This is a genomic window from Mesorhizobium sp. ISC15, from assembly GCF_037162615.1.
Lineage (GTDB): Bacteria > Pseudomonadota > Alphaproteobacteria > Rhizobiales > Rhizobiaceae > Mesorhizobium > Mesorhizobium mediterraneum.
Genome location: NZ_JAVSPX010000001.1, coordinates 1,388,533 through 1,411,471, shown reverse-complemented (window position 1 = coordinate 1,411,471; position 22,939 = coordinate 1,388,533). Strand labels below are relative to the sequence as shown.

Below are 22,939 nucleotides of genomic sequence, written 5' to 3'. Positions count from 1 at the left end.
GCGGCCGTGTTTTGGTGCCATTTGGTCTAAGCGTAGGATACGCTTTGGCAATCGTATAGTTACTAGGGAAGCCTGCCCCACCGACTATCCGGTAGGCACCTTTGCCGTTACCTATTGGCCATTTGTAACTTCTCGGAACCCCATCCGGCATGAGAATTGTCCGGTAGAGAGGGCAGATGCTCTTGAAGGACTTGTTCATAACACCAATGTATGATTCTATTGCGAGCGAACAAACCATGAATCATCGGAGGTAATTTTGGACACTCGCCTGACTGTGCTGAGTGCATTCCTGAGAGCTTTGGGGCAACCGTTAGACATAGCCACGAAGGACGATCGGCTTCGAACCCAGAAGGCGGTGTATCTGGGTCAGCTGACTGGTGTCGATCTTGGATACCGCTACAATTGGTATGTGCACGGTCCATATTCCCCCTCGCTTACGCAGGACTACTACGCCCTGGATGCGCTTTCTGGCGAAAGTCGTGCCCAGGCTAATCAGACTTTCTTAAATGCCGCCACAATTCAAAAGCTGGCTGGGGCATTGCCACTATTTCAGATCCCGGCCGGAGTTAACTTGCAGTTGCATAACTGGCTTGAGCTGCTTTGCTCGTGGCACTACCTCCGCAAGATCGTTGGCTATGCTCCGGACAAGGCCCGGGCAACCTTGACTGCACAAAAGCCACATGTAGCTCAATATGTCGATCAAGCTGATGCAGTGCTCGCGCATGAACATTTTCTCTAGTTGAGCCTGTGACATTTTGGTCGGGGAACCAATCTACGTTCATCGTATTAACGACCCGATACACGGAACGATTCTACTAAGTGATGTAGAAATCGCCGTGATAAGCACGCGTGTTTTTCAGCGCCTCCACAATGTCTACCAGCTGGGTCTCGCACACTATGTTTTTCCCGGCGCGAACTACTCCCGCTTTGCGCACTCGCTGGGGGTTTGCCATATAGCTGGACGACTACTGGCGGCGATTAATACCAATAATCCAGGAAGGCTTAGCGACCGAGACATTCAAATTTATCGATTGGCGGCGCTTCTTCACGACATTGGCCACTACCCGTTCTCGCACGCTATGGAGCACGCCATACGCGGTCACTATGCGGGCCAAAGGTTTCTTGAGGGGTCGCCAGCGCCTACCGAAAACGGCCAGAAGTTCCACGATCTCGTGCTCGACAACGAGCCGGCGTCGTATGATCACGAGCTAATGGGCAAGCGAATTATGAGCTACGACAGCCAGCTCATAGGCGCTCTAAAATCACATGGGTACCCTCCAAGTGATGTCATCGGAGCGTTCGCAGCAAGTGGACCAGGGTCCCTTATTCATCTGCTTAGCTCTGATTTGGACTGCGATCGTCTCGACTATCTGATGCGGACGGCGCATCACGCGGGAATGCCGTATGGGGCGGTCGACATCGACTACATTGTCGGCCAAGCCACAGTCGACGACAACGGTATATTTTGCTTTCGCCAACAAGGTTTAAAAGCCGCCGATCACCTGCTTATCTCAAGGTTCTTCGATTATCAGCAGGTCCCCTTTCACAAAACCGTTGTCGCCCTTGAGCTTCTTCTTGAAGAGGTTCTGTCGGCCTTTTTTGCTCTCGGCGAAATCAACTGTAGCGCTGTGGATATGCTGCAGGACATTGATCAAAATAGCTGGGCTAGCTTCGACGACCGCAAGGTCGTCGGTATTTTCCGTGAATTCCTTGCCGACGAGCAAAAGAGTAAAGCAGATCCCGAGCTAGCGCTTAAGGTGAAGAGTCTTCTGGATAGGAATCCGCCGCGGCTGCTGGTCAGCTTTGAACGGCTGGCGGACCGCAATGGGAGCGTCGATCGCATAGTCTATTCGGGCATTCTCGACCGGTTCAAACAAAATGTCGGAACCTGGGCACAGAAAACTGGAATACCGCGCGCCCGGTGGATGTGTTGGGACACTTCGTTTCCACTAACGAAAATTGGGCCGACGATGTCCGTGACAAAGGCAGGTGCGCGACCTATCGAAGACGAGGAGGAGCGCGCGGTGCGCATTCTAACGTCGAGAGGCACAAGAGGCGGCTCCAGTAGTAAACCTATTATGGACTTTGACCAGGCACTGATGAGGCCCTTGTCCACACAGCTCTATGACGCCATCCGGTTCTATGTCTTGCTCGATCCAGCTGAGGATGGAATGCGCGAACTGCGAACTCAGGCACGGGAAATTGTCGCAGCGGACTTTAAGGACATTCCTTTCATGGTTTCATAGGGCCGTGGATGGGTAGCCGCTGCCGTAACATGCAGCGCTCACTCGCCTCTAGCTGTCCGGAGGTCCTTGATCCCGCTGGTAGCCATAGCGCTGGGTAAAGCCCCGAAGAGCGCGCCAGACGCTTGCAGCACGCTCTCTGATCACACTCGACACCGGAAACCTCCTTGGCGGCGCCGGAGAGGCGTCCAGACATTAAGGTGTTCGATGACCAAATCTTCTGCGCAATAACGTTCAGCGCGCCTAGTCGAAGAGTCCCGGCTGATTTGGATCGGGCGCTCGATCGTCCTTCTGTCCGCCAGGAGGGGGCGGTGGCGCGCCTGCAAGTTCTTCAAGCGCTTGGAAGTAGCCTGCGGCAAAGCACTCCAGCATTTCGGTCTTGCGATGGTCATCTAAGCGGGGAATGTCGCGTGCGTCGATAACGCGAAGCTCACGCGCTTGCTTCGGGCTGCGACAACTAAAATCCAGAACCTCGAACCGCGCCGTTTCCAAGTCAGGGTCCTGCATCAGGATTTCGTCGACCAGCGTGACGAATAGCGAAAGCCGCTCATTCGAAAGCGGGTTCTGACGCCAGAAGCTGAACCAAGGGAAATAGAGCTGACCTTCGACGCCGTAAATCATTGGCGGCTCGAACGGCACCATCAGCCCGCGTCCAACTGGATAGTAGCGTTTGTCGATAGCCTGAAAGAAATCGGGAGACACACCAGCGAAATGGTCACGGATAAGCGGCAGCACCCCGAGCAGGTTCTGGCGAACTTTTTCACGTTTGATTTTCTGAATGCCCTTCACAACATCGTCATAAGGGACACCAAGAACCAGCATGTCTCGGACTGCGCCATAAAGCGGGTTGTAATTGAATCGCGGTGGATTGAGCGCAAGCCGAACCAACGCGCGCGCGATAGTTTTGGAATCGCCGCGCCAGTTGCGCGCGAGATGTTGGACAGAGGGAATGCGTAAATCTGCCATATGGTATCTACTTATTGAACAGAGAAAGGAGGCGCTACCTTTGAATAAAACTCTTGAATCATGGTGTTGTCTATCTTCATGCCCGGATTTACATGCCCTCCGTGATTCCATACAGAATACCACGGCCCACCCTCGGCATGACTCAGTTCTACTAGATCGCCTGCGCGGAGCCTTGAGTAAAATGCCGCAATCTTGTTCAACAGCGACTCAGTCTGCGAGTCGACATTATACGGAACAGTTTCGTGTTTGCCATTCGCCGGATTGATTTGCGTGGCACGACTCACAATTGGCAACCGGTCGTAATTTTTAAACTCTCGATAGAGATATGGCAGAACCGGTCCGTATTCCCAAGCCTCGAATTTATGTCGGATCAGCGGACGATTTAGCTCGATCAATGACCAAACGTGGCAAAAATAGACGATCTTCTGCAATGCGAGGTTCGTGACTGTCCGGTCATTCCTGGCGCAGAAGTCGAGTATGAAATTGGCGATCGCGCGTCCGTCGTAGCCATTTGTCATATCATGTTCCTTATCTGTTCTTATAGCCAGATTCGCCTGAAGACAATGGCCGATGGGTTCGCGTCCACAAATTGCTCACAGCAGCAGAACGGTTACACCGAAAACGAACCGGTCGCCTCCGGCACATGACCGGCACTCGACGGAATTCGAACCAGTGACCTCCACCTTTTGGAATTCGCGCAAACTCCACTTGCCCGTTGAAGCCTGACCCGGCTTCCGCTAAGAAGCCGTGGCCGGTTTACCGGCTGGTTCGTTTTCCGGATAGTCGATCCTGAAGGCACCCGTAGCTCAGCTGGATAGAGCGCTGCCCTCCGAAGGCAGAGGTCACAGGTTCGAATCCTGTCGGGTGCGCCAATTTGCAAAGGGTCCATTCTGGACACATGGGTTACATTTTATACCGGAGACATAGGTAACACTTTCGGCCCGAAAGGGTTCTCAAGTGGTTCCAGTCTGCATGTCTCGTCGTCGAAATATCCCAAATCATAGTCCATGAAGCTCGCCAGCCAGATTCGATCCTCGACCTGTTTGATGCCGACGGTCTGGCCGGCAAAGACGAGGCTGAGATTGATCTTCTTGCGGTCGAAACAGATGCGCCCGCATGTGGTGACGGTGACGGCCTTGTCGTGGAAAGGGTAGTCGAGCTGCGGCAGTCCCCGATAGGGTCGCGGCGATGGGCTGTAGCGCTCGGCAGGGCAGGCCATATCAAGCGCCTGGTGCGGGCGTTCGGTGTTGAACTCCTCGACGAAGTCATCGAACCTGGCCTGCTGCTGCAGGAAGTTGGCGCTGGCCGGTTTGGTGGTCTCCAGTTTCAGGGTCAGATGCATGCGCTCATGACGGCCGTTTTGCTGCGGGCAGCCGGGCTTGATGCGCTCGATGGCGATGCCAAGCCTTAGCCACCATACCGACAGCCTGGAGAGATTGAACAGCGCATTGGGACTGGCAAAGGGCACGCCGTTGTCGGTTCTGATCGCCCCAGGCAGGCCGAATTCCTTGAAAACGCTTTCGAACACGGTGAAAGCATAGGCCTCCTTGGTGGTGTGAAGCGCCTCGCAGGCCAACAGATAACGGCTGGCGAAGTCGCTGATCGTCAACGGATAGCAGTAGCGCCGGTCGGCCAGCATGAACTCGCCCTTGTAATCGGCGCACCACAACTCATTGGGCGCGGCGACGTGAGACAGCGGCGTTCCCGTTGCCCTGTTGCGTCGCCGCTTGCGGCGCTTGACCAAGCCGTGGCGGTCGAGCACCGCATGCACCGTCGAGATCGCCGGACAATGAACGTCTGGATAGAGCCGCACCAATCGCTCCCTGATCTTCGGCGCGCCCCAGTTGGGCTTGTCCTGCTTGGCACGCACAATCAGCTTCTCGATTTGGAAAGGAAGCTGATTGGCGTGCCGGTAAGGCCGCCGCGAGCGGTCAGTCAGCCCTTCCAGCCCGCTATCATTGTAGCGATTGATGAGCTTGTAGCCGGTCTTGCGCGATATCCCGAACTCCCGGCAGACCACCGCCATCTTCTCGCCATCCAGAAGCCGCGCTACGAATTTGAGACGCTCGTCCATAAGATTGCACTCCTGCCAAGGCACCTTTGCTCTCCTCGCAAAGGGCTAGAAGTGTAACCCATGTCTCCGGAATGAACTGTCACCCATCTCTCGGGAAGGGCAAAGGTCCATTCTGGACACATAGGTTACGGTTTGTACCGGAGACACGGGCCACCCATCTCTCGGGACGGGCACGAACTGCGATCTCTCCATGTCAGCCATATCGCGTAAGCCGGCCTCGATAGTCTGGAACCCAATCCGTCTCGAGCGACTTGTTCGTGCGTAGATTTTGAAGGGAGAAACCATTGTCCGCACCTGAGGAAATGGATGTCGTTCTCGAAAAGCTGCCTTTGAGGATCGGCGCCTACGTGCCCGACGACTTGCTGGAGGACTGGTTCGCGCCGGGAACGGGCATGAACCCGGTCAGCAAGGAAGCGCTGGCGGCCGCCAAGACTTATGGATGGCGCTTCGAATGCGAGTTCAAGCACTACCCCGAACGGATGGAGGGCGTGTTCTGGAAGTGGGTGCCGGCGATCTGATCCGCATAATTTCTATCGGCCCGGACTCCTTGGCGCTTCGGTGATCGAGATTGCCGCGAAGCTTGATCGCTATCCTGATCGCCTCAGCCTATCGGCGTCGTCACCTTTCCGGTTCCGCCGCATTCGGGGCAGGTGCGGCCGTCGATCATTCCTGTCCCGGCGCAGCGGTGACAAATTTTCTCGCCGGCGCCGGCAATGCCTGCCGCGTCGACATTGGCTTCCCCAAATTGCTCGGGTTTGCCTTGCAGATTGCCTCGCAACCGGGCGGCGGTCTCGTCGACTTCAAGTGGCGTGCTGTCCGGCAGACCTTCACCGGATTGGACTATGGTCTCGTTGCGCGGCCGGTCGTTGGTGCCTGTCGTTATCTTTGCTTTCTGAGCCATTGCAGTACTCTTTGCCGATTGCAGGCGCAGCTTTCAGCTCCTGCGGTTCGAACGCCTCAGCTCCACAGAGGTTCCGGTTGGCAATCGTTCGCCGGCGGGCTTGGAGGGAAGTGGCAACAGCCAAGCGCATCCAGGCTGAAACGGCACGAGATCGGGGGCGCTCAAGCAGGAATCCCCTTCAATGGCGCCGCGCCGCCTTTGCGTCAGCCCAGCCGCTCCGACCGCACTTTCACATCGTCGCTCAGCTGCCGCACGATCTCGGCGGTCTTGCGGATATCCGCTTCGTCGAGAGCGACGCCCATGGTCGCGGCGATCGCCATCAGCTGGGCGTTCAGCTCGCCGTAGCGCGCGGCGCCTTTGCGCGTCAGCTGCACAAGCTTCGAGCGCCGGTGTTTTGGATTGTCGATGAATTCGACCAGCCCCTCGGCCGCAAGCTCATCCGCCAGCCGCTGCATGCGCTGACGGCTGGTGGGCCGCATCTGGGCGATCTGCGGCACGGTGAGCGGACCAAGCAGCGCGAGGCTTCGCATGAAGCCGAACGCACCGCCGCCCCAACTGGTGATGAGCCCGGTCTTCTGGCCGAGAGCCCGTATTCTGAAGAAGCACTGGGCCACGTCGAGCATCAGCTCGGCGATCGCCTCGGCCTTGCTGTCAACGATGGCCCCTGTCCCTCGGTTGTGTCGTGCCGCCATCGCCTCCATTCCCTCTGTCCGTGCCAATTTCCGCGATTGACACCGCTGTTGTCAACTTCTAGAATGACACCTTAGTTGTCGTCTCTAAGCGGCTATGGGCTTCGTAGCCCTAGGCATCTGCGGGAGCAGACATGGCAATGGCTGGGCAAACCGACACCGAAACCGCAGGCGTCATCGCGAGACCGCCCCTGCTCTTTCTCGCCGCTCTTCTGATTGGCTTCGTCCTGGATCGCCTGCTGCGCTTGCCTTTCTCGGTTGCGGGGGCCTGGATCATCGGCGGCTTGCTGATGCTGATCGGTTTTGTGCTTTTCATCGCGGGCATTCGCAACTTCTCTCTAGCTGCGACGCCGGTGCCGACGAATGAGCCGACGCGCGTGCTGGTGACGATCGGCATCCACGGATGGACGCGCAATCCGATCTACCTCGGCATGTTCCTCATCTATGGCGGCATCGGCGTGGCCGCGCAGAATATTTGGATCCTTGTCCTCACGCTGCCGCTTGCCATCCTGATCCGCTACGGCGTCGTCGCCCGCGAGGAGGCCTATCTCGAGCGGCGTTTCGGCGATGCGTATCGCGACTACAGGCAAAGCGTGCGGCGGTGGCTCTGAGCGGGAAAAGTGAGGGCCGGGAAAGCGACCGCGTTGCGTCTGGTCGCGCGAAGGGATCTCGCCGAAAAATGGCGTGCCCCGCCTACGGGACGCCCGTGGTAAGCGCCCCTGTGCTCGCAATCGCATAATCTTTGAGAGAATATTCCCGGCTTCGCATCTGGCGAGAAACGCGGTTCTTTGATCCGGCGGCCAGCATCCCCGATGCTGTGCACAAGGCTTCGCACTTTGCCTGGCCACCATGATCTAACAACGGACGGGATTCATCATGATAGGGATTACCAACACTTTGCTGTCATCCTTTTCGGCAACTATAAATCGCCGCACAAGTCTTGCATTACTTTTCGCTTCGGCTGTCGCAATTGCCGGTTTGGCTACGCCCAGTTCGGCCATCGCCGAGGACAAGAAGGCGATCAAGGTCGGCATCATCAGCGGCGAGGATGAAGACGTATGGCGCGTCGTCACCGCGCAGGCGGCCGACAAAGGGCTGACGATCGAGACCGTGGTGTTCAACGACTACACCCAGCCGAACGAGGCGCTGGAGCGTGGCGAAATCGACGCCAACGCCTTCCAGCACAAGCCCTATCTCGACAATCAGATCAAGACGCAGGGCTATCACATCGTCCCCGTCGGCTATACCGGCGTCTGGCCGATCGGCCTCTATTCCAAGAAATACGCGAAGGTTGCCGAGCTGCCGGAGGGCGCCGTCATCGGCGTGCCGAACGACCCGTCCAATGAAGGCCGGGCGCTGCGCGTCCTGCAGAACGAGGGCCTGATCAAGCTGAAGGACGGCACCGGCATCCTGGCGACAACGGCCGACATCGCCGACAACCCGAAGAAACTGGTCATCAAGGAGCTCGACGCCGGCATCGTCGGGCGCTCGGTGGAAGACCTCGACGCGGCCGTGGTCAACACGGATTGGGCGCTGAAAAGCGGCCTGACCCCGGAAAACCGCATCGCCCAGGAGCCGATCGCCGACAATCCGTACCGCAACTTCATCGCAGTGAAGGCCGGCAGCGAGAACGAGCCCTGGGTGAAGACGCTGGTGGCTTCCTATCAGAACGAGGCGGTAAAGGCCGAGTTCGACAAGGTCTACAAAGGCACCGGCACCAGCGCCTATTGATGAGACATGGGTCCGGGGCGTCCCGGATATGAAAAAGCGGTCCGCGCCCAACGCGCGGGCCGCAATCCTATTTTTACGGACCCCCCGAAACAGGAAGGCCATGAACCAGCATTTCCCCGCAACTGCCGAGCTACCGGTCGGCACCCCGGAGCGGCCGGAGGACGTCGTGCGTCTCGTCGAGCTGAAGCGCCGCTTCGGCCAGACCGCGGCGCTCGATGGCGTGTCGCTCACTGTGCGCAAGGGCGAGATCCTCGGCATCATCGGCCGCAGCGGCGCCGGCAAGTCGACGCTGATCCGCTGCCTCAACGGTCTGGAACGGCCGGATTCCGGCCAGGTCTTCATCGAAGGCCGCGAAATCAGCCGGCTCGGCGAGCGCGAATTGCAGCCGCTCAGGCGGCGCATCGGCATGATCTTCCAGCACTTCAACCTGCTTTCGGCCAAGACCGTCGAGGACAATGTGGCGCTGCCGCTCAAGATCGAAGGCCGTCCCAAGGCCGAACGCCTGGCGCGCGCGGCCGAGCTGCTCGAGCTCGTCGGCCTGTCGGAGAAGGCCAAAGCCTATCCGGCATCGCTGTCGGGCGGCCAAAAACAGCGCGTCGGCATTGCCAGGGCGCTTGCAGCCCGTCCCGCGCTGCTGCTGTCGGACGAAGCCACCTCGGCGCTGGACCCGGAGACGACCCGCTCCATCCTTGCGCTTTTGAAAGACATCAACCGGCAGCTTGGCCTGACCATCCTGCTGATTACCCACGAGATGGAGGTGATCCGCTCGATCGCCGACCGCGTCGCGGTGATCGACGCCGGCCGCATTGTCGAGGAAGGCCCGGTGTGGTCGGTCTTTGCCGATCCGAAGTCGCCGATCACCCAAAGCCTGCTCGGCGGCATCCGGCCGCAATTGCCGGCGGAGATCGCAAGCCGCCTGACGCAGGGCGCCGGCACGGAGGCGATCCTGAAAATCGACGTGGCGGGCGAGGCGGCGCGCGGCCCGCTGCTGTCCGACCTCGCCGCAGCGGTTCCCGGCTCGTTCCGCCTCGTGCATGGGGGCATCGACCATGTCCAGCGGCAGCCTGTCGGAACGCTGTTTCTGGCGGTACCAAGTGACGATGCAATTCATCTGGAACAAGTGATTGCGTTTTTGAGAGCCCGCGAGGCGCGGGTGGAGGTGCTTGGCCATGTCGCCAGTTCTGTTTGAGCTCCTGCTTCGTTCGATTTGGGAGACGATCCTGATGACGGCCGCGTCCGGATTCATTTCGCTCCTCTTCGGACTGCCGCTCGGCCTGGCGCTGGTCGCCACCGACCGTGGCGGCATCGCCGAAAGCCTGTGGGTGAATCGCGTCCTCGGCGCTGTCATCAACGGCTTCCGCTCGGTGCCGTTCATCATCCTGCTCGTCGCGCTGATCCCGGTGACACGGCTGATCGTCGGCACCTCGATCGGCACCTGGGCTGCCATCGTGCCGCTGTCGATCGCGGCCACGCCCTACTATGCCCGCATCGCCGAAGTGTCGCTGCGCGAGGTCGACCACGGCCTGATCGAGGCGGCGCGCGCCATGGGCGGCAACCGCTGGACGATCATCCGCGAGGTGCTGGTGCCGGAAGCCCTGCCCGGCATCGTCGCAGGCTTCACGGTCACGCTGGTGACGCTGATCGGCGCCTCGGCGATGGCCGGCGCCATCGGTGCCGGCGGGCTTGGCGACCTCGCCATCCGCTATGGCTACCAGCGCTTCGAGACATCAGTCATGGTCGCCGTGGTCATCGTGCTGATCATCCTGGTCTGCGGCATCCAGTGGGCCGGTGACCGGCTGGTGGCCAGGCTGGATCACAGGGGGTAGGATCAAGCCCTCAGCCTGGTCCCTTCTGGATCGAAGAATGGCATCGCCGACACCACCGCGCGTGTTGGCGTGCCGTCGATGTCGATGCTGAGTTCCGTTCCGATCCGGGTGAATGGCAGCCGAAGATGCGCGGTCGCCAGCACCTTGCCCAGCGAGTAGCCGTGGTCGCTGTAGGTGACAACGCCGGCATCCTCGCCGCCGGCCAGAACCCGCGCATTCGTTGCGGCCGGCGTGCCGCCTTCGACGGTCAGCCCGGTCCAGCGCTCGTCGACGCCTGTGTCGCTGACCTTGAGCAGCGCCTCGCGGCCGACGAAATCGCCCTTGTCGAACTTGATCCAGCTGTTAAGGCCGACATGGAACGGCGTGCGGGTCTCGTCCATGTCGATGCCATGCGCCGGATAGGCCTTCTCCAGCCCCAGCGTGAACATCGCCAGCACGCCATAGGGTTTCAGGCCGAAATCGCGGCCGGCCCGCATCAGCGCATCCCAGACGGCAGTGGCCTCGTCGGCCGGCACGAACAGCTCGAAACCGAGCTCGCCGGTCACGCCGGTGCGCGAGATCAGCAGCTTCGTCTCGCCGATCCGCCCTGATGTGAACGACCAGCGTTTCAGGCCATCCAGGTCGGCGTCCTGCACCAGCACCTTCAGCAGCCCGCGCGAGCGCGGTCCCTGTATCGTCGGAAAGGCGATGGCCGCCGTGATGTCGGTGACATAGGCTTTTCGGCGCTCGGCGTGATGCAGCAGCCAGGGCAGCATTTTCTGGCGGTTGACGGAGCCGGTCACCAGCATGAAATGCTCGGGCCCAAGCCTGAACACGGTGAGGTCGTCCATGATGCCGCCATCCTCGCGGCAGATGGTGGAATAGCGCACCTGGCCCGGTTGCATGGCAGCGGCGTCATTGACGATGACATGGTTCACCAAAGCCTCGGCATCCGGGCCCTTGATGTCCATCTTGCCCATGGTGCTGAGGTCCTGGACACCGACATTTTTGCGGGTGTTCAGATGCTCGTCTGCAATGCCGGAGTAATATTTTGCCGAGATGAAATCGCCGCCGACCCGGCCCATCGTCGCACCGAGCCCGACGATGCTGCTATAAAAAGGAGATCGCCGTTCGGGCAAAAAAGTCTCCATCTTCACGAAAACGACAGCGCCGGACAGCGCTGCCGAAGGCGTTTGTCGTCGGTCTCAGCTGCCGTAGACGTCGAAGGCAAAGTACTTGTCGTTGATTTCCTTGTATTTGCCGTTGGCGCGCAGCGCGTCGATCGCCGCATCGAGCTTGTCGGCCAGATCCTTGTTGCCCTTCTGCAGGGCGATGCCGACGCCTGGGCCATGGATAGCCGGGTCGGGGGCCAAGGTGCCGAGCAATTTGCAGCAGGCGCCTTCAGGTTTCTTCAGCCATTCGGTCAGCAGGATAGAGCCATCCATCATCGCGTCGAGACGGCCATTGACCATGTCGGTGCGGGCGTCGTCGCCGGTCGGATAGGGCTTGATGGTGGAACCGCTGTATTTCTGCTCGGCGAAATTCTGATGGATCGTCGCGCTCTGCACGCCAAGCGCCTTGCCTTTCAGATCCTCGGGCGAGGTGCCCGTGACAGTCGAATCCTTCGGCACCGCGATAGCCGGCGGCGTCTGGTAGTATTTGTGGGTGAAGTCGACCTTCTCGGCTCGTTCCGGCGTGATGGTGATGTTGATGATGGCATCGAACTTGCCGGCCTGCAGTGCGGGGATCGAGCCGTCGAAATCCTGCACGACGAATTCGCATTCGGTCTTCATCTCGGCGCACAGCGCCTTGCCGAGATCGATGTCGAAGCCGCCCAGCGTGCCGTCGGCATTGGCATAGTTGAAGGGCGGATAGGCACCCTCGGTGCCGAGCCTGAGTTTCTTGTCCTGGGCGGAGGCGGCGCCGGTAGCGAGAGCCAGGGCGACGGACGCGGCAAGCACGAAACGACCGAAAAGGCGCATGATCCAGATCTCCGTTGACAGGCGAAGTTTACGGGGTTTTGTACCCCCGGCGGAGACGGAAACGACATGCCCTGCGGCGATCACGGCGCACAGGGAGATCGGCGTTTGCGCGAACCAGCGACACTAGCTGGCGGCGCGCTTCTTGTCCGTCGCAGCCCGATTGATCGCCAGCCTGTCCGCCGACAGAGCGACACCGAATTTTCCATCGGCTTCCTCGGGCGTATAGTATCCCAAGGCCACATCCCTCAGCACCAGTTCCGGATCGCGCTGCAAGGGATCGCCATAGCCACCGCCACCCGGCGTGCCGACGCGCACGCGGTCGCCGGCCTTTAGCGCGATATCCTGTTCCTTGGAAAGATGCGGCGGCACATGTTCCTTGCCGTCGCGGAACACGGTCACCGTGTTGACCGCGCCGTCCTTGCCGCCGAGCGCGCCCTGCGGGCCGAAGCGGCCGTGGTCCATGACGAAGGAGGCGCGGGCGTCGCCACGCAGGATCTCGACCTCATAGGCGAGGCCAAAACCGCCGCGATGCTTGCCGGCGCCGCCCGAGCCTTCGCGCAAGGCATAGTGGCGATAGAGCACCGGAAAAGCCTGCTCCATGATCTCGACCGGCGGCGATTTTGAAATGCCGATGGTCGAACAGCCGTTGGTCAGGCCGTCATGGCCGGCATTGCCGCCATAGCCGCCGCCGGAGATCTGGTACATGACATAGTCGCGGCCGCGCGCCGGATCGTTGCCGCCGAGCGCGAAATTGCCGCTGGAGCCCGCCGGCGCCGCCGTGACCTTGTCCGGCAGCGCCTGCACCATGGCCGCGAACACCGCTTCGGCGATGCGCTGCGAAACTTCGGCCGCGCAGCCGGACACCGGGCGCGGATATTTTGCGTCGAGGAAGGTGCCTTCCGGCCGCTTGACGATCAGCGGCTCGAAGGCGCCGGCGCTGATCGGCACATCCGGGAAAATGTGGCGCATGGCGAGATAGACCGACGACAAGGTCGTTGCCAGCACGCTGTTCATCGGCCCCGCGCAAGGCTTTGACGAGCCGGCGAAATCGAAGCTGAGCGTGTCGCCCTGTTTCTCCACAGCAAGCGCGATGGTCAGCGGCTCGTTCACCACCCCGTCGGAATCGACGAAGGCCTGCGAGCGATAAATGCCGTCGGGAATGGCTGAGATGTTGGCGCGCATCTGCTCGGCGGCGCGGCGGCGCAGTTCGGCGATCGCCTCGACGACCGTTTCATCGCCGTAACGATCCAGGATTCCGTTCAGCCGGTCCTGACCGATCAGCAGTGCCGCCGCCTGCGCGCGGATGTCGCCGATGCGCTGGTCGGCAACCCTGATGTTCGAGCAGATGATGGCGTAGATCTCGCGATCGAGCACGCCCTTCTTGAACAGTTTCACCGGCGGCAGCCGCAGCCCTTCCTGCTCGACTGCCGTCGCCGAGGCGGAAAAGCCACCCGGCACCGAGCCGCCAATGTCAGGCCAATGGCCGGTGTTCGACAGCCAGCAGAAAATCGTTCCGTCCCGGTAGACCGGCATGGCGAAGCGCACGTCCATCAGGTGGGTGCCGCCGAGATAAGGGTCGTTTACGATGTAGATGTCGCCAGGCTCGGGCGGCAAGCAGCTTCCGTCGGCGATCATTTCGATCACCGTCCGCGTCGAATATTGCATGACGCCGACGAACACGGGCAGACCCTGGCTACCTTGCGCAATCAGCGAACCATCGACCGCCGAATAGATGCCGTCGGAGCGGTCATTGGCTTCGGCGATAACAGGCGAGAAGGCGGCACGCGAAAACGTCAGGTCCATCTCGTCGCAGACCTGCTGCAGCGCCGCCTGGATGACCGAAAGCGTGATAGCGTCGAGCTTTTCCATCTCAGGCCTCACCAATGTCGATGATGATGTTGCCGTCGGCGTCCGATCGTGCCCGGTCGCCGGGCTCGAGCACGGTGGTCGCATCCATCTGTTCGAGGATCGCCGGACCTTCGATGACGGCGTCGAGGGGCAGCTTCTCCCTGACATAGACCGGTGTGTCGTGCCAGCGCCCGCCATACCAGACCGGCCGGATTTCGCGGCGCGCCTCGTCGAGCGTTCTGGCGCGGCCAGCCGGGTCGATCAGCCGGGACAGATCGATCGCCGGCCGCACGCCGGTCACCGAAGTGTTGAGGTTGACCAGATTGGCGCGGATCTCCGGCAGCTCGACCTTGAAGCGGGTGAAATAGGCTTTTTCGAACAGTTGCTGCAATACCTCGCGCGTCACCGCGGACGACGGCAGCGGCACGTTGATGATATGCGTCTGGCCGACGAACTGCATGTCGGCGGAATGCGTGACGCGGATCGTCTCCGGCTTCACCGCTTCCTTGCCGATCAACTCCTCGCCTTCGTTTCGGTGCCGTTCCAATATAGCATGGAGATGGATCTCGTCGAGGCTCGCAACCGGTTGGTTGATCGTGTTGACGAAGTCGTGCCTGAGATCGGCGACGACGCAGCCGAGCGCATTGGTGATGCCCGGCCGCGCCGGCACCAGCACTTTGGGCAGGCCGAGCTCGCGCGCCAGTGCCGTCGCATGCAGCGGCCCAGCGCCGCCGAAGGCGAACAGCGCGAAATCACGCGGGTCGTGGCCGCGCGACACCGAGACCATGCGGATAGCGCCGGCCATCTTCATGTTGCCCAGCCGCAGCACGGCACCCGCCGCCTCGACACCGGACAGGCCGGTGGCACGGCCGATCCTGTCCCCGAATATGCCGGTGACGTGTTCGACGGTGACCGGATTTTCGACCGCGAGCAGCTTCTTTGGCGCCAGCCGGCCGAGCACCAGATTGGCATCGGTGATGGTCGGCTCGCTGCCGCCGCGCCCGTAGCAGATCGGGCCGGGATTGGCCCCGGCACTTTCAGGGCCGATCTGGATCAGGCCCGCCGCATCGACGCGCGCGATCGAGCCGCCGCCGGCACCGACGGTATGCACCGCCACCATCGGCACATGGATCGGCATCGCATATTCGATCTCGATCTCGTTCGACACCGCCGGCTCGGCATTGCGGATCAGTGCCACGTCGGTCGAGGTGCCGCCCATGTCGTAGGTGACCAGGTTTTCGAAGCCGGCGCGTTTCCCCGTATAAGCGGCGGCGATAACACCGGAGGCCGGGCCGGACATGACGGTCTTGGCCGACTCACGTGTGACAAAGCGGGCCGAGATCATGCCGCCATTGCCGTTCATGATGAGGAAGTCGCGGGCATAGCCTTGCGATCCCAATTCCTTGCGCAGCCGCTCGACATAGCGCTCCAGGATCGGCTGCACCGAGGCGTTGACCGAAGCGGTGACGCCGCGCTCGAATTCGCGCGCTTCCGACAGCAATGCGTGGCCTGACGTGATGTAGCCGTTTGGCCAAAGCTCGGCGGCGATTTCGGCCGCCCGCCGCTCATGCGCTGGGTTGGCGTAGGAATGCAGGAAATGGATGACGAGGGATTCGCAGCCGGCCTCGATCAGGCTTTTCACCGCGTCGCGCATCTCGGCTTCGTCGAGCGGAATGCGCACCGCGCCCGAGGCTTCGACGCGCTCCGACACTTCAAGCCGCAGATTGCGCGGAATGATCGGGACGAAGGTGCCCGTCATGCCATAGGCCTGCGGCCGCGTTCGCCGGCCCAGCTCGATGACGTCGCGAAAGCCGCGCGTGGTGATCATGCCGGTTTTGGCCAGCCGGCGTTCCAGCACTGCGTTGGTGGTGGTCGTCGTGCCGTGCACGATGAGGTCGATGCCGTCGACCGGGAAGCCGGTGGCGCCGAGCGCCGAAACGACGCCGAAGGCTTGGTTGTCGATAGTGGTCGGAGTCTTGGCGATATGCACCCGGCCACCGTCACGGCCGTCGATCAGAAGCAGGTCGGTAAAAGTTCCGCCGACGTCGATGCCGGCGACGACACTGCCCAGGGAATCCAGCGTCTGCGCCGAAAAATTCTCTTTCATTGTCGAAACCCGAAATGCCCGGACTACTGATATGTCTCAGTTTGGAAAGGTGTTTCACGCTGGCGTCTTGACGCAAATATCATTTGTATACTAATAAATTCCGGACACAAGAGCTTGCCGCTTCGCAGTGTGCAAACGGCACGCCGGAACCTGATCGGTTCGGGCGCGCAGGAGAAGGTTTGGCGCCCATCTGAAGATTGGGTCTTGAGCCCGGGCCAGAAGGTTAGGTTTGATGAACACCACATCCGCGCTCAACACCGTCGACGCCCGGCCGTTGCAGTTCCCTATACCGGCCAATGTCTATGCCGAGACCGTCGTCTCGGTGAAGCACTATACCGACCGGCTGTTCTCGTTCCGCATCACCCGGCCGCAGTCGCTGCGCTTCCGTTCCGGCGAGTTCGTCATGATCGGCCTGCCCAACGCCGAGAAGCCGGTGTACCGCGCCTATTCTATCGCCAGCCCTGCCTGGGACGACGAGCTGGAATTCTTCTCGATCAAGGTGCCGGATGGCCCGCTGACCTCGGAGTTGCAGAAGATTGAGATCGGCGACACCGTCATCATGCGGCAGAAGTCGACCGGCACGCTGGTGGTCGACGCGCTGACCCCGGCCAGGCGCCTGTTCATGATCTCGACCGGCACCGGCATCGCGCCCTTTGCCAGCCTGCTGCGCGATCCCGATACCTATGAGAAATTCGAGCAGGTCATTTTGACTCACACTTGCCGCGACAATGCTGAACTCACCTATGGTCAGGAACTAGTCGCTGCGCTGGAGAACGATCCGCTGATCGGCGAGCTGACCGGCGGCCGCGTCACGCTCTACAATTCGACGACGCGCGAAACCTCCGAGCGCATGGGCCGCATCACCGCGCTGATCGGCTCGGGTAAATTCTACACCGATCTCGGCATCGACAAGCTCGACCCGGAGACCGACCGCATCATGATCTGCGGCTCGATGCATATGCTCAAGGACGTCAAGGAACTGGCCGAAAGCCTCGGCTTCCAGGAAGGTTCGCTGCATCATCCAGCAAGCTTCGTCGTCGAGCGCGCCTTCGTCGGCTGAGGCGCCGGGGGCGCTGCGGCGTCCGCCTCATGCAGGTTTTGACCGTACGGTCAAAAATCTGCTGCTTTCGTGGCCTTTTTCAACTATGACCGCCTGAAGGACTCGTGAAGCGCTGCTTCACGGTCTATCTTCGGCAGAAGTCGTCGAACGAAAGGGCAGGAGATGAGCAGCACGATCCGCGAGGCCGATCTCGGTGCGTCCAAGATCACGCCGCTGCCAGCGCGCACCGCCGCCAACGCACCGGCGCCGCAAGCGCACGGTATTGCCCGCAATCCCGGCATGAAGCTCGATCTCGGCTTCATGGAATCGATGCGCAGCGTCAACCGCTCGGCGCTGGAGCGGCGTGTCGCCAGCCTGACCAAGCGGCGCTCGATCAAGGCCGACAACCAGGCCGCCTGGCTGCTGCGCGCCGTCGCCTGCATGGACCTGACCACGCTGAACTCGAACGACACCGAAGAGCGCGTGCGCCGGCTCTGCGCCAAGGCGGTCAATCCGTTCCGCCGCGACATCGTCGAAGGCCTCGGCATTACTGGTGAAAAGATCCGCCCGGCGGCGGTCTGCGTCTATCATCCCTTTGTCGCCACCGCCGTCGATGCGCTGCGCGGCAGCGGCATCCATGTCGCCGCCGTATCCACCGCTTTCCCGCATGGCCTCACCCCGCTTTCGACGCGTCTGCAGGAGATCGAAGCCTCGGTCAGCGACGGCGCCAACGAGATCGACGTCGTCATCCCGCGCGGCCTGGTATTCGGAGCGAAGTGGCAGGAACTCTATAACGAGATCGTCTCGATGCGCGCCGCCTGCGGCGAGGCACATCTGAAGGTTATTCTCGGCACCGGCGACCTCGCCACGCTGCGCAACGTCATGCTCGCCTCGATGGTGGCGATGATGGCGGGCGCCGATTTTATCAAGACCTCGACCGGCAAGGAAAGCGTCAACGCGACGCTGCCGGTCGGCCTTGCCATGGTGCGCTCCATCCGCGCCTATTTCGAAGAAACCGGCTATCTCATCGGCTTCAAGCCGGCCGGCGGCATTTCCACGGCAAAGGCTTCGCTCGACTGGCTGGTGCTGATGAAGGAAGAGCTTGGACGGCGATGGCTGGAGCCAGACTTGTTCCGCTTCGGGGCGTCGAGCCTGCTGACCGACATAGAGCGCCAGCTCGAACATCATTTGACCGGTCACTATTCGGCCAATCATCGCCACGCAATGGCGTGATTTCGGAGCGCCTGATGAACATTCTCGAACGCTATCATGCCATGGAATACGGTCCGGCGCCGGAAGCCCGCAACGAGGCTGATGCCTGGCTTGCCGCGCGCGATTTTTCCAAAGCACTGTTCATCGGCGGCGACTGGAAAGCAGCCACAGGCGGCAAGACCTTCGAGACCAGCGATCCTGCCTCGGGCAAATTGTTGGCCAAGGTATCGGATGCCGGTGCCGCCGACATCGATGCCGCGGTTTCGGCCGCGGCAAAAGCGCTGCCGAAGTGGAGCGCATCCTCAGGCTACAGCCGAGCAAAAGTGCTCTATGCCATCGGCCGCTCCATGCAGCGCCACCAGCGTCTGTTCGCGGTGTTGGAATCGATCGACAATGGCAAGCCGATCCGCGAAAGCCGCGACATCGACGTGCCACTGGCCATCCGCCATTTCATCCACCATGCCGGCTGGGCGCAGGCGTTGGACAGGGATTTTCCCGGCCATAAGGGCGTCGGCGTCGTCGGCCAGATCATCCCGTGGAACTTCCCGCTTTTGATGCTGGCCTGGAAGATCGCGCCGGCGCTCGCCGCGGGCTGCACCGTGGTGCTGAAGCCGGCCGAGTTCACGCCGCTCACCGCCATCCTGTTTGCCGAGATCTGCGAACGATCGGGCGTGCCGAAAGGTGTCGTCAACATCGTCCAGGGCGGACCGGAGGCGGGCGCGGCAATCGTCAATCATCCCGGCGTCCAGAAGATCGCCTTCACCGGGTCGTCCGAGGTCGGCAAGATCATCCGCAAAGCCACCGCAGGCTCGGGCAAGAAATTGTCGCTGGAGCTTGGCGGCAAGTCGGCCTTCGTCGTCTTCGAGGACGCCGATCTCGACAGCGCCGTCGAGGGACTGGTCGACGGCATCTGGTTCAACCAGGGCCAGGTCTGCTGTGCCGGCTCGCGCCTGCTGGTGCAGGAAGGCATCGCCGACGCCTTCATCGCCAAGGTCAAGACGCGGATGAGCCGGTTGCGCGTCGGCAGCCCGCTCGACAAAAACACCGATATCGGCCCGCTGGTCGACCTGACCCAGCTCGATCGGGTCAAGGGACTGGTTGCGGAGGGGGCGAAGCAAGGCGCCGTCTGCTGGCAGCCGGACGTGGCGCTGCCGTCCTCCGGCTATTACCATTTGCCGACGCTGGCGACAGGCGTTTCGCCGGCTAACATCCTGGCACAGGAGGAGGTATTCGGCCCGGTGCTCGCCACCATGACCTTCCGCAACACCGAGGAAGCGGTCGAGCTCGCCAACAACACGCGCTACGGGCTGGCCGCCTCGGTGTGGAGCGAGAACGTCAACCTCGCCCTGCACGTCGCGCCGCAATTGAAGGCCGGCGTCGTCTGGGTCAACGGCACCAACATGTTCGACGCCGCCTGCGGCTTCGGCGGCTACCGCGAGAGCGGTTTTGGCCGCGAAGGCGGGCGCGAGGGCATGTTCGAATATCTCTCGGCAAAGCTGCCGCTCGGCCCCGTCATCAAGCCGGCAACGGCTTCCGCCCAGCCTGTCGAGCAGGCCGAAAGCGACGCCATCGATCGCACGGCAAAACTGTTCATCGGCGGTAAGCAGGTCCGGCCGGACGGCAATTATTCGATTGCGGTGGCTACCGCCAAGGGCAAGCTTGCCGGTGAGGTTGGTCTCGGCAGCCGCAAGGATATCCGCGACGCCGTCTCCGCTGCCCGCGCTTGCAAGGCTTGGCCGGAGGCGACCGCCTACAACCGTGCCCAAGTGCTCTACTATCTGGCCGAGAACCTGTCCGGCCGTGCCGACGAGTTTGCGGCGCGCCTCACTCAGCTCGTCGGCGCCACGGCCAAGGCCGCGCGCGAAGAGGTCGACCAGTCTATCGAGCGGCTGTTCCTCTATGCCGGCCTGGCCGACAAGTTCGAGGGCCGCGTCCACCAGCCGCCGGCCCGCGCCGTCACATTGGCACTGCACGAGCCGGTCGGCGTCGTAGGTATAGTGGCATCCGACAATGCGCCCCTGCTCGGCCTGATGTCGCTGGTTGCTCCGGCGCTCGCCATGGGCAACACCGTCGTCGCGGTGCCTTCGGAAAAGTACCCGCTGCTTGCCACCGATCTCTATCAGGTCATCGAATATTCCGACGTTCCGTCCGGTGCCATCAACATCGTCACCGGCCGCAGCGCCGAACTCACCGGCGTGCTGGCAAAGCATGACGACGTCGACGGGCTCTGGGTGTTTGCCGATGCCGAGACCTGCGCCAAGGCCGAAGCGGACTCCGTCGGCAATCTCAAGCGCGTCTGGACCGGTAACGGCCGCAGCCTCGACTGGGCATCGAGCGAGGCCGGCGGCGATGCCTTCCTGCGCCGTGCCGTCGAGGTCAAGAACGTCTGGGTGCCCTACGGCGACTGAGCGGTCGCCTTGCGCGCGGCGTCGGGCGAGAAGCGTTCGGGCTTGACGGCAGAAATGATGTTCTTTACCGAGAAAAAACATTTAGGCGAACAGCGATACAGGCGGCATGATAGTGCCTATCTGGCACTTTGCGCCTTGGCCGCGTGCCGGTAAAACCGGGCGGCCACAGAGGAGAAAAGCATGGCGGATCTGGCAGGCAAGATCGTTGTCGTCACGGCGGCGGCACAGGGCATCGGCCGGGCGAGCGCGCTGGCTTTCGCCAAGGCAGGCGCCGCCGTCGTCCATGCCACCGACATCAACGAGGTAATGCTCGCCGAACTTGGCAAGACGCCCGGGATCAAGACCCGCAAGCTCGATGTGCTGAACGACGAGGCCGTGACCTCGGCCTTCGCCGAGATCGGCGCCGTCGACGTGCTGTTCAACTGCGCAGGCTTCGTCCATTCAGGCTCGATCCTCGAGATGAAGGACGCCGATCTCGACTTCGCCTATGATCTCAACGTCCGCTCGATGATCCGCACCATCCGCGCCGTGCTGCCCGGCATGCTGGAGCGCGGCGATGGCTCGATCATCAACATGGCGTCGCTGGCCAGCTCGACCAAGGGCGTGCCAAACCGCTTCGTCTATGGGCTGACCAAGGCGGCCGTCATCGGCCTGACCAAATCGGTCGCCGCCGATTATGTCGGCAAGGGCATACGCTGCAATGCCATCTGCCCGGGAACGGTCGAAAGCCCGTCGCTGCAGGACCGCATGCATGCGCAGGGCGACTACGAGGCCGCCCGCGCCGCCTTCATCGCCCGCCAGCCGATGGGCCGCTTGGGCACACCCGAGGAAATCGCCGATCTCGCCGTCTATCTGGCCGGTGCCACCTATACGTCGGGACAGGCTTATAATATCGACGGTGGCTGGTCGATTTAAGAGGCCATTAGAAACTCTACTCCGCCGGGCGCCTAGCGCGGTTTTCTGCGCTTCCGGTGCTCACGTGCTTTAAGTACGCTCCGCTCCGGTTCTGGAAAACCACGCCATTCGCCGCAGCGGAGCGAGTTTGCAAACGGCCTCTGGTCTCAACTGGGAGAAAAAATTCTATGAAACTGCTGCGCTATGGCGAAGTGGGGAGCGAACGCCCCGGCATGCTCGACGCGGACGGGACGATCCGTGACCTCTCCGCCCATGTCAACGACATTGCCGGCAAGGCGCTCGACCCGGCATCGCTCGAGACATTGTCGAAGCTCGATCCGAAATCGCTTCCGGCGGTTTCCGGCAAGCCGCGCATCGGCGCCTGCGTCGCCGGCACCGGCAAATTCATCTGCATCGGCCTCAACTATTCCGACCACGCCGCCGAGACCGGCGCCACCGTGCCGCCGGAGCCGATCATCTTCATGAAGGCGAGCTCGGCCATCGTCGGGCCTGATGACGACGTGCTGATCCCGCGCGGCTCGGTCAAGACCGACTGGGAAGTCGAGCTTGGGGTGGTCATCGGCAAAACCGCGAAATATGTCACCGAGGCCGAGGCGCTGGATTATGTCGCCGGCTACTGCGTCGCGCACGACGTTTCCGAACGCGCCTTCCAGGCCGAGCGTCAGGGCCAGTGGACCAAGGGCAAGAGCTGCGACACGTTCGGGCCGATCGGCCCGTGGCTGGTGACCAAGGACGAGGTGAAGGACCCACAGAACATCCCGATGTGGCTGAAGGTAAACGGCAAGACGATGCAGAACGGCTCGACCAAAACCATGGTCTATGGCGTCGCCTATCTGGTTTCCTATCTCAGCCAGTTCATGTCGCTGCATCCGGGCGACATCATCTCGACCGGCACGCCGCCCGGCGTCGGCCTCGGCATGAAGCCGCCGGTGTTCCTGAAGGCCGGCGACGTCGTCGAGCTCGGCATTGAAGGACTGGGCATGCAGAAGCAGACGTTTAGGGCGGATGTGTAGGGCTCT

Annotated in this window: 21 protein-coding genes and 1 tRNA gene; 13 read left to right on the top strand and 9 right to left on the bottom strand. The window is 61.6% G+C overall.

Annotated elements, in window-relative coordinates:
- The first annotated feature begins 256 nt into the window (after positions 1 to 256).
- Positions 257 to 739: a hypothetical protein gene (locus RPG13_RS07010; protein ID WP_337124743.1), complete on the top strand. Its 483-nt coding sequence runs from the start codon at positions 257 to 259 to the stop codon at positions 737 to 739.
- A gap of 97 nt (positions 740 to 836) precedes the next feature.
- A complete protein-coding gene (locus tag RPG13_RS07005) occupies positions 837 to 2,246 on the top strand; it encodes an HD domain-containing protein (RefSeq protein WP_337124742.1) in 1,410 nt (469 codons plus the stop codon).
- Between the two features lie 240 nt (positions 2,247 to 2,486).
- On the opposite strand, the gene RPG13_RS07000 is transcribed toward RPG13_RS07005, so the two are convergent.
- Together RPG13_RS07000 and RPG13_RS06995 are read right to left on the bottom strand one after the other, a co-directional pair.
- The gene (locus RPG13_RS07000) at positions 2,487 to 3,209 is read right to left on the bottom strand and encodes a hypothetical protein (protein WP_337124741.1); all 723 of its coding nucleotides are present in this window, start codon (positions 3,207 to 3,209) and stop codon (positions 2,487 to 2,489) included.
- 11 nt (positions 3,210 to 3,220) lie between these two features.
- The gene (locus tag RPG13_RS06995; RefSeq protein WP_337124740.1) at positions 3,221 to 3,727 is read right to left on the bottom strand and encodes a Panacea domain-containing protein; all 507 of its coding nucleotides are present in this window, start codon (positions 3,725 to 3,727) and stop codon (positions 3,221 to 3,223) included.
- A 277-nt stretch (positions 3,728 to 4,004) separates the two neighbouring features.
- Here RPG13_RS06995 and RPG13_RS06990 point away from each other — a divergent pair.
- Positions 4,005 to 4,081, top strand: a tRNA-Arg gene (locus RPG13_RS06990).
- Positions 4,082 to 4,119: 38 nt separating this feature from the next.
- On the opposite strand, the gene RPG13_RS06985 is transcribed toward RPG13_RS06990, so the two are convergent.
- Complete coding sequence (locus RPG13_RS06985) at positions 4,120 to 5,307, bottom strand: IS481 family transposase (protein WP_442921331.1); 1,188 nt, start codon at positions 5,305 to 5,307, stop codon at positions 4,120 to 4,122.
- 260 nt (positions 5,308 to 5,567) lie between these two features.
- Between RPG13_RS06985 and RPG13_RS06980 the strand changes: the two genes are divergently transcribed.
- The gene (locus RPG13_RS06980) at positions 5,568 to 5,801 is read left to right on the top strand and encodes a hypothetical protein (protein WP_065009975.1); all 234 of its coding nucleotides are present in this window, start codon (positions 5,568 to 5,570) and stop codon (positions 5,799 to 5,801) included.
- Between the two features lie 83 nt (positions 5,802 to 5,884).
- Here RPG13_RS06980 and RPG13_RS06975 read toward each other — a convergent pair whose 3' ends face one another.
- Both RPG13_RS06975 and RPG13_RS06970 read right to left on the bottom strand, forming a co-directional pair.
- Positions 5,885 to 6,184, bottom strand: a complete 300-nt coding sequence (locus RPG13_RS06975; RefSeq protein WP_337124739.1) for a hypothetical protein — start codon at positions 6,182 to 6,184, stop codon at positions 5,885 to 5,887.
- Positions 6,185 to 6,387: 203 nt separating this feature from the next.
- Complete coding sequence (locus RPG13_RS06970; protein WP_337124738.1) at positions 6,388 to 6,876, bottom strand: MarR family winged helix-turn-helix transcriptional regulator; 489 nt, start codon at positions 6,874 to 6,876, stop codon at positions 6,388 to 6,390.
- A gap of 137 nt (positions 6,877 to 7,013) precedes the next feature.
- Between RPG13_RS06970 and RPG13_RS06965 the strand changes: the two genes are divergently transcribed.
- From RPG13_RS06965 to RPG13_RS06950, 4 genes are all read left to right on the top strand, one after another.
- Positions 7,014 to 7,484 (top strand): methyltransferase family protein, encoded by a 471-nt coding sequence (locus RPG13_RS06965; RefSeq protein WP_337124737.1) that lies wholly within the window; start codon positions 7,014 to 7,016, stop codon positions 7,482 to 7,484.
- Between the two features lie 265 nt (positions 7,485 to 7,749).
- A complete protein-coding gene (locus RPG13_RS06960; protein ID WP_337124736.1) occupies positions 7,750 to 8,604 on the top strand; it encodes a MetQ/NlpA family lipoprotein in 855 nt (284 codons plus the stop codon).
- A 100-nt stretch (positions 8,605 to 8,704) separates the two neighbouring features.
- Entirely contained in the window at positions 8,705 to 9,793 is a 1,089-nt protein-coding gene (locus tag RPG13_RS06955; protein ID WP_337124735.1) for a methionine ABC transporter ATP-binding protein, read from the top strand.
- A complete protein-coding gene (locus RPG13_RS06950; protein WP_337124734.1) occupies positions 9,774 to 10,430 on the top strand; it encodes a methionine ABC transporter permease in 657 nt (218 codons plus the stop codon). Before RPG13_RS06955 ends, RPG13_RS06950 begins: the two co-directional genes overlap by 20 nt.
- Before the next feature lie 2 nt (positions 10,431 to 10,432).
- Here the strand turns inward: RPG13_RS06950 and RPG13_RS06945 are convergent, their stop codons facing one another.
- The 4 genes from RPG13_RS06945 to RPG13_RS06930 all read right to left on the bottom strand — a co-directional run bounded on the left by RPG13_RS06945 (position 10,433) and on the right by RPG13_RS06930 (position 16,346).
- Positions 10,433 to 11,548, bottom strand: a complete 1,116-nt coding sequence (locus tag RPG13_RS06945) for an aminomethyltransferase family protein (protein WP_337124733.1) — start codon at positions 11,546 to 11,548, stop codon at positions 10,433 to 10,435.
- A gap of 66 nt (positions 11,549 to 11,614) precedes the next feature.
- A complete protein-coding gene (locus tag RPG13_RS06940; RefSeq protein WP_337124732.1) occupies positions 11,615 to 12,391 on the bottom strand; it encodes an ABC transporter substrate-binding protein in 777 nt (258 codons plus the stop codon).
- A 123-nt stretch (positions 12,392 to 12,514) separates the two neighbouring features.
- On the bottom strand, positions 12,515 to 14,260 hold the full coding sequence (locus tag RPG13_RS06935; protein WP_337124731.1) for a hydantoinase B/oxoprolinase family protein: 1,746 nt from the start codon (positions 14,258 to 14,260) through the stop codon (positions 12,515 to 12,517).
- 1 nt (position 14,261) lies between these two features.
- Positions 14,262 to 16,346, bottom strand: coding sequence for a hydantoinase/oxoprolinase family protein (locus RPG13_RS06930; RefSeq protein ID WP_337124730.1), 2,085 nt, complete (start codon positions 16,344 to 16,346; stop codon positions 14,262 to 14,264).
- Between the two features lie 232 nt (positions 16,347 to 16,578).
- On the opposite strand from RPG13_RS06930, the gene RPG13_RS06925 reads away from it, so the two are divergent.
- The 5 genes from RPG13_RS06925 (at position 16,579) to RPG13_RS06905 (ending at position 22,933) form a co-directional block, all read left to right on the top strand.
- On the top strand, positions 16,579 to 17,406 hold the full coding sequence (locus tag RPG13_RS06925) for a ferredoxin--NADP reductase (RefSeq protein ID WP_337124729.1): 828 nt from the start codon (positions 16,579 to 16,581) through the stop codon (positions 17,404 to 17,406).
- A gap of 162 nt (positions 17,407 to 17,568) precedes the next feature.
- Complete coding sequence (gene deoC / locus RPG13_RS06920) at positions 17,569 to 18,618, top strand: deoxyribose-phosphate aldolase (RefSeq protein ID WP_337124728.1); 1,050 nt, start codon at positions 17,569 to 17,571, stop codon at positions 18,616 to 18,618.
- Between the two features lie 14 nt (positions 18,619 to 18,632).
- The gene (locus RPG13_RS06915; RefSeq protein WP_337124727.1) at positions 18,633 to 21,005 is read left to right on the top strand and encodes an aldehyde dehydrogenase family protein; all 2,373 of its coding nucleotides are present in this window, start codon (positions 18,633 to 18,635) and stop codon (positions 21,003 to 21,005) included.
- Positions 21,006 to 21,185: 180 nt separating this feature from the next.
- The gene (locus tag RPG13_RS06910; RefSeq protein ID WP_337124726.1) at positions 21,186 to 21,920 is read left to right on the top strand and encodes an SDR family oxidoreductase; all 735 of its coding nucleotides are present in this window, start codon (positions 21,186 to 21,188) and stop codon (positions 21,918 to 21,920) included.
- Between the two features lie 167 nt (positions 21,921 to 22,087).
- Positions 22,088 to 22,933 (top strand): fumarylacetoacetate hydrolase family protein, encoded by an 846-nt coding sequence (locus RPG13_RS06905; RefSeq protein WP_337124725.1) that lies wholly within the window; start codon positions 22,088 to 22,090, stop codon positions 22,931 to 22,933.
- Positions 22,934 to 22,939 lie beyond the last annotated feature (6 nt).

What these genes read in the sequence shown, in the direction of transcription:
- RPG13_RS06955 (WP_337124735.1), top strand. Translation starts at nt 8,705, where the DNA reads ATGAACCAGCATTTCCCCGCAACTGCCGAGCTACCGGTCGGCACCCCG.
- RPG13_RS06915 (WP_337124727.1), top strand. Translation starts at nt 18,633, where the DNA reads ATGAACATTCTCGAACGCTATCATGCCATGGAATACGGTCCGGCGCCG.
- RPG13_RS06995 (WP_337124740.1), bottom strand. Translation starts at nt 3,727, where the DNA reads ATGACAAATGGCTACGACGGACGCGCGATCGCCAATTTCATACTCGAC.
- RPG13_RS06940 (WP_337124732.1), bottom strand. Translation starts at nt 12,391, where the DNA reads ATGCGCCTTTTCGGTCGTTTCGTGCTTGCCGCGTCCGTCGCCCTGGCT.
- RPG13_RS06970 (WP_337124738.1), bottom strand. Translation starts at nt 6,876, where the DNA reads ATGGCGGCACGACACAACCGAGGGACAGGGGCCATCGTTGACAGCAAG.
- RPG13_RS06950 (WP_337124734.1), top strand. Translation starts at nt 9,774, where the DNA reads ATGTCGCCAGTTCTGTTTGAGCTCCTGCTTCGTTCGATTTGGGAGACG.
- RPG13_RS06965 (WP_337124737.1), top strand. Translation starts at nt 7,014, where the DNA reads ATGGCTGGGCAAACCGACACCGAAACCGCAGGCGTCATCGCGAGACCG.
- RPG13_RS06910 (WP_337124726.1), top strand. Translation starts at nt 21,186, where the DNA reads ATGGCGGATCTGGCAGGCAAGATCGTTGTCGTCACGGCGGCGGCACAG.
- RPG13_RS06930 (WP_337124730.1), bottom strand. Translation starts at nt 16,346, where the DNA reads ATGAAAGAGAATTTTTCGGCGCAGACGCTGGATTCCCTGGGCAGTGTC.
- RPG13_RS07000 (WP_337124741.1), bottom strand. Translation starts at nt 3,209, where the DNA reads ATGGCAGATTTACGCATTCCCTCTGTCCAACATCTCGCGCGCAACTGG.
- RPG13_RS06975 (WP_337124739.1), bottom strand. Translation starts at nt 6,184, where the DNA reads ATGGCTCAGAAAGCAAAGATAACGACAGGCACCAACGACCGGCCGCGC.
- RPG13_RS06960 (WP_337124736.1), top strand. Translation starts at nt 7,750, where the DNA reads ATGATAGGGATTACCAACACTTTGCTGTCATCCTTTTCGGCAACTATA.
- RPG13_RS06905 (WP_337124725.1), top strand. Translation starts at nt 22,088, where the DNA reads ATGAAACTGCTGCGCTATGGCGAAGTGGGGAGCGAACGCCCCGGCATG.
- RPG13_RS06935 (WP_337124731.1), bottom strand. Translation starts at nt 14,260, where the DNA reads ATGGAAAAGCTCGACGCTATCACGCTTTCGGTCATCCAGGCGGCGCTG.
- deoC (WP_337124728.1), top strand. Translation starts at nt 17,569, where the DNA reads ATGAGCAGCACGATCCGCGAGGCCGATCTCGGTGCGTCCAAGATCACG.
- RPG13_RS06925 (WP_337124729.1), top strand. Translation starts at nt 16,579, where the DNA reads ATGAACACCACATCCGCGCTCAACACCGTCGACGCCCGGCCGTTGCAG.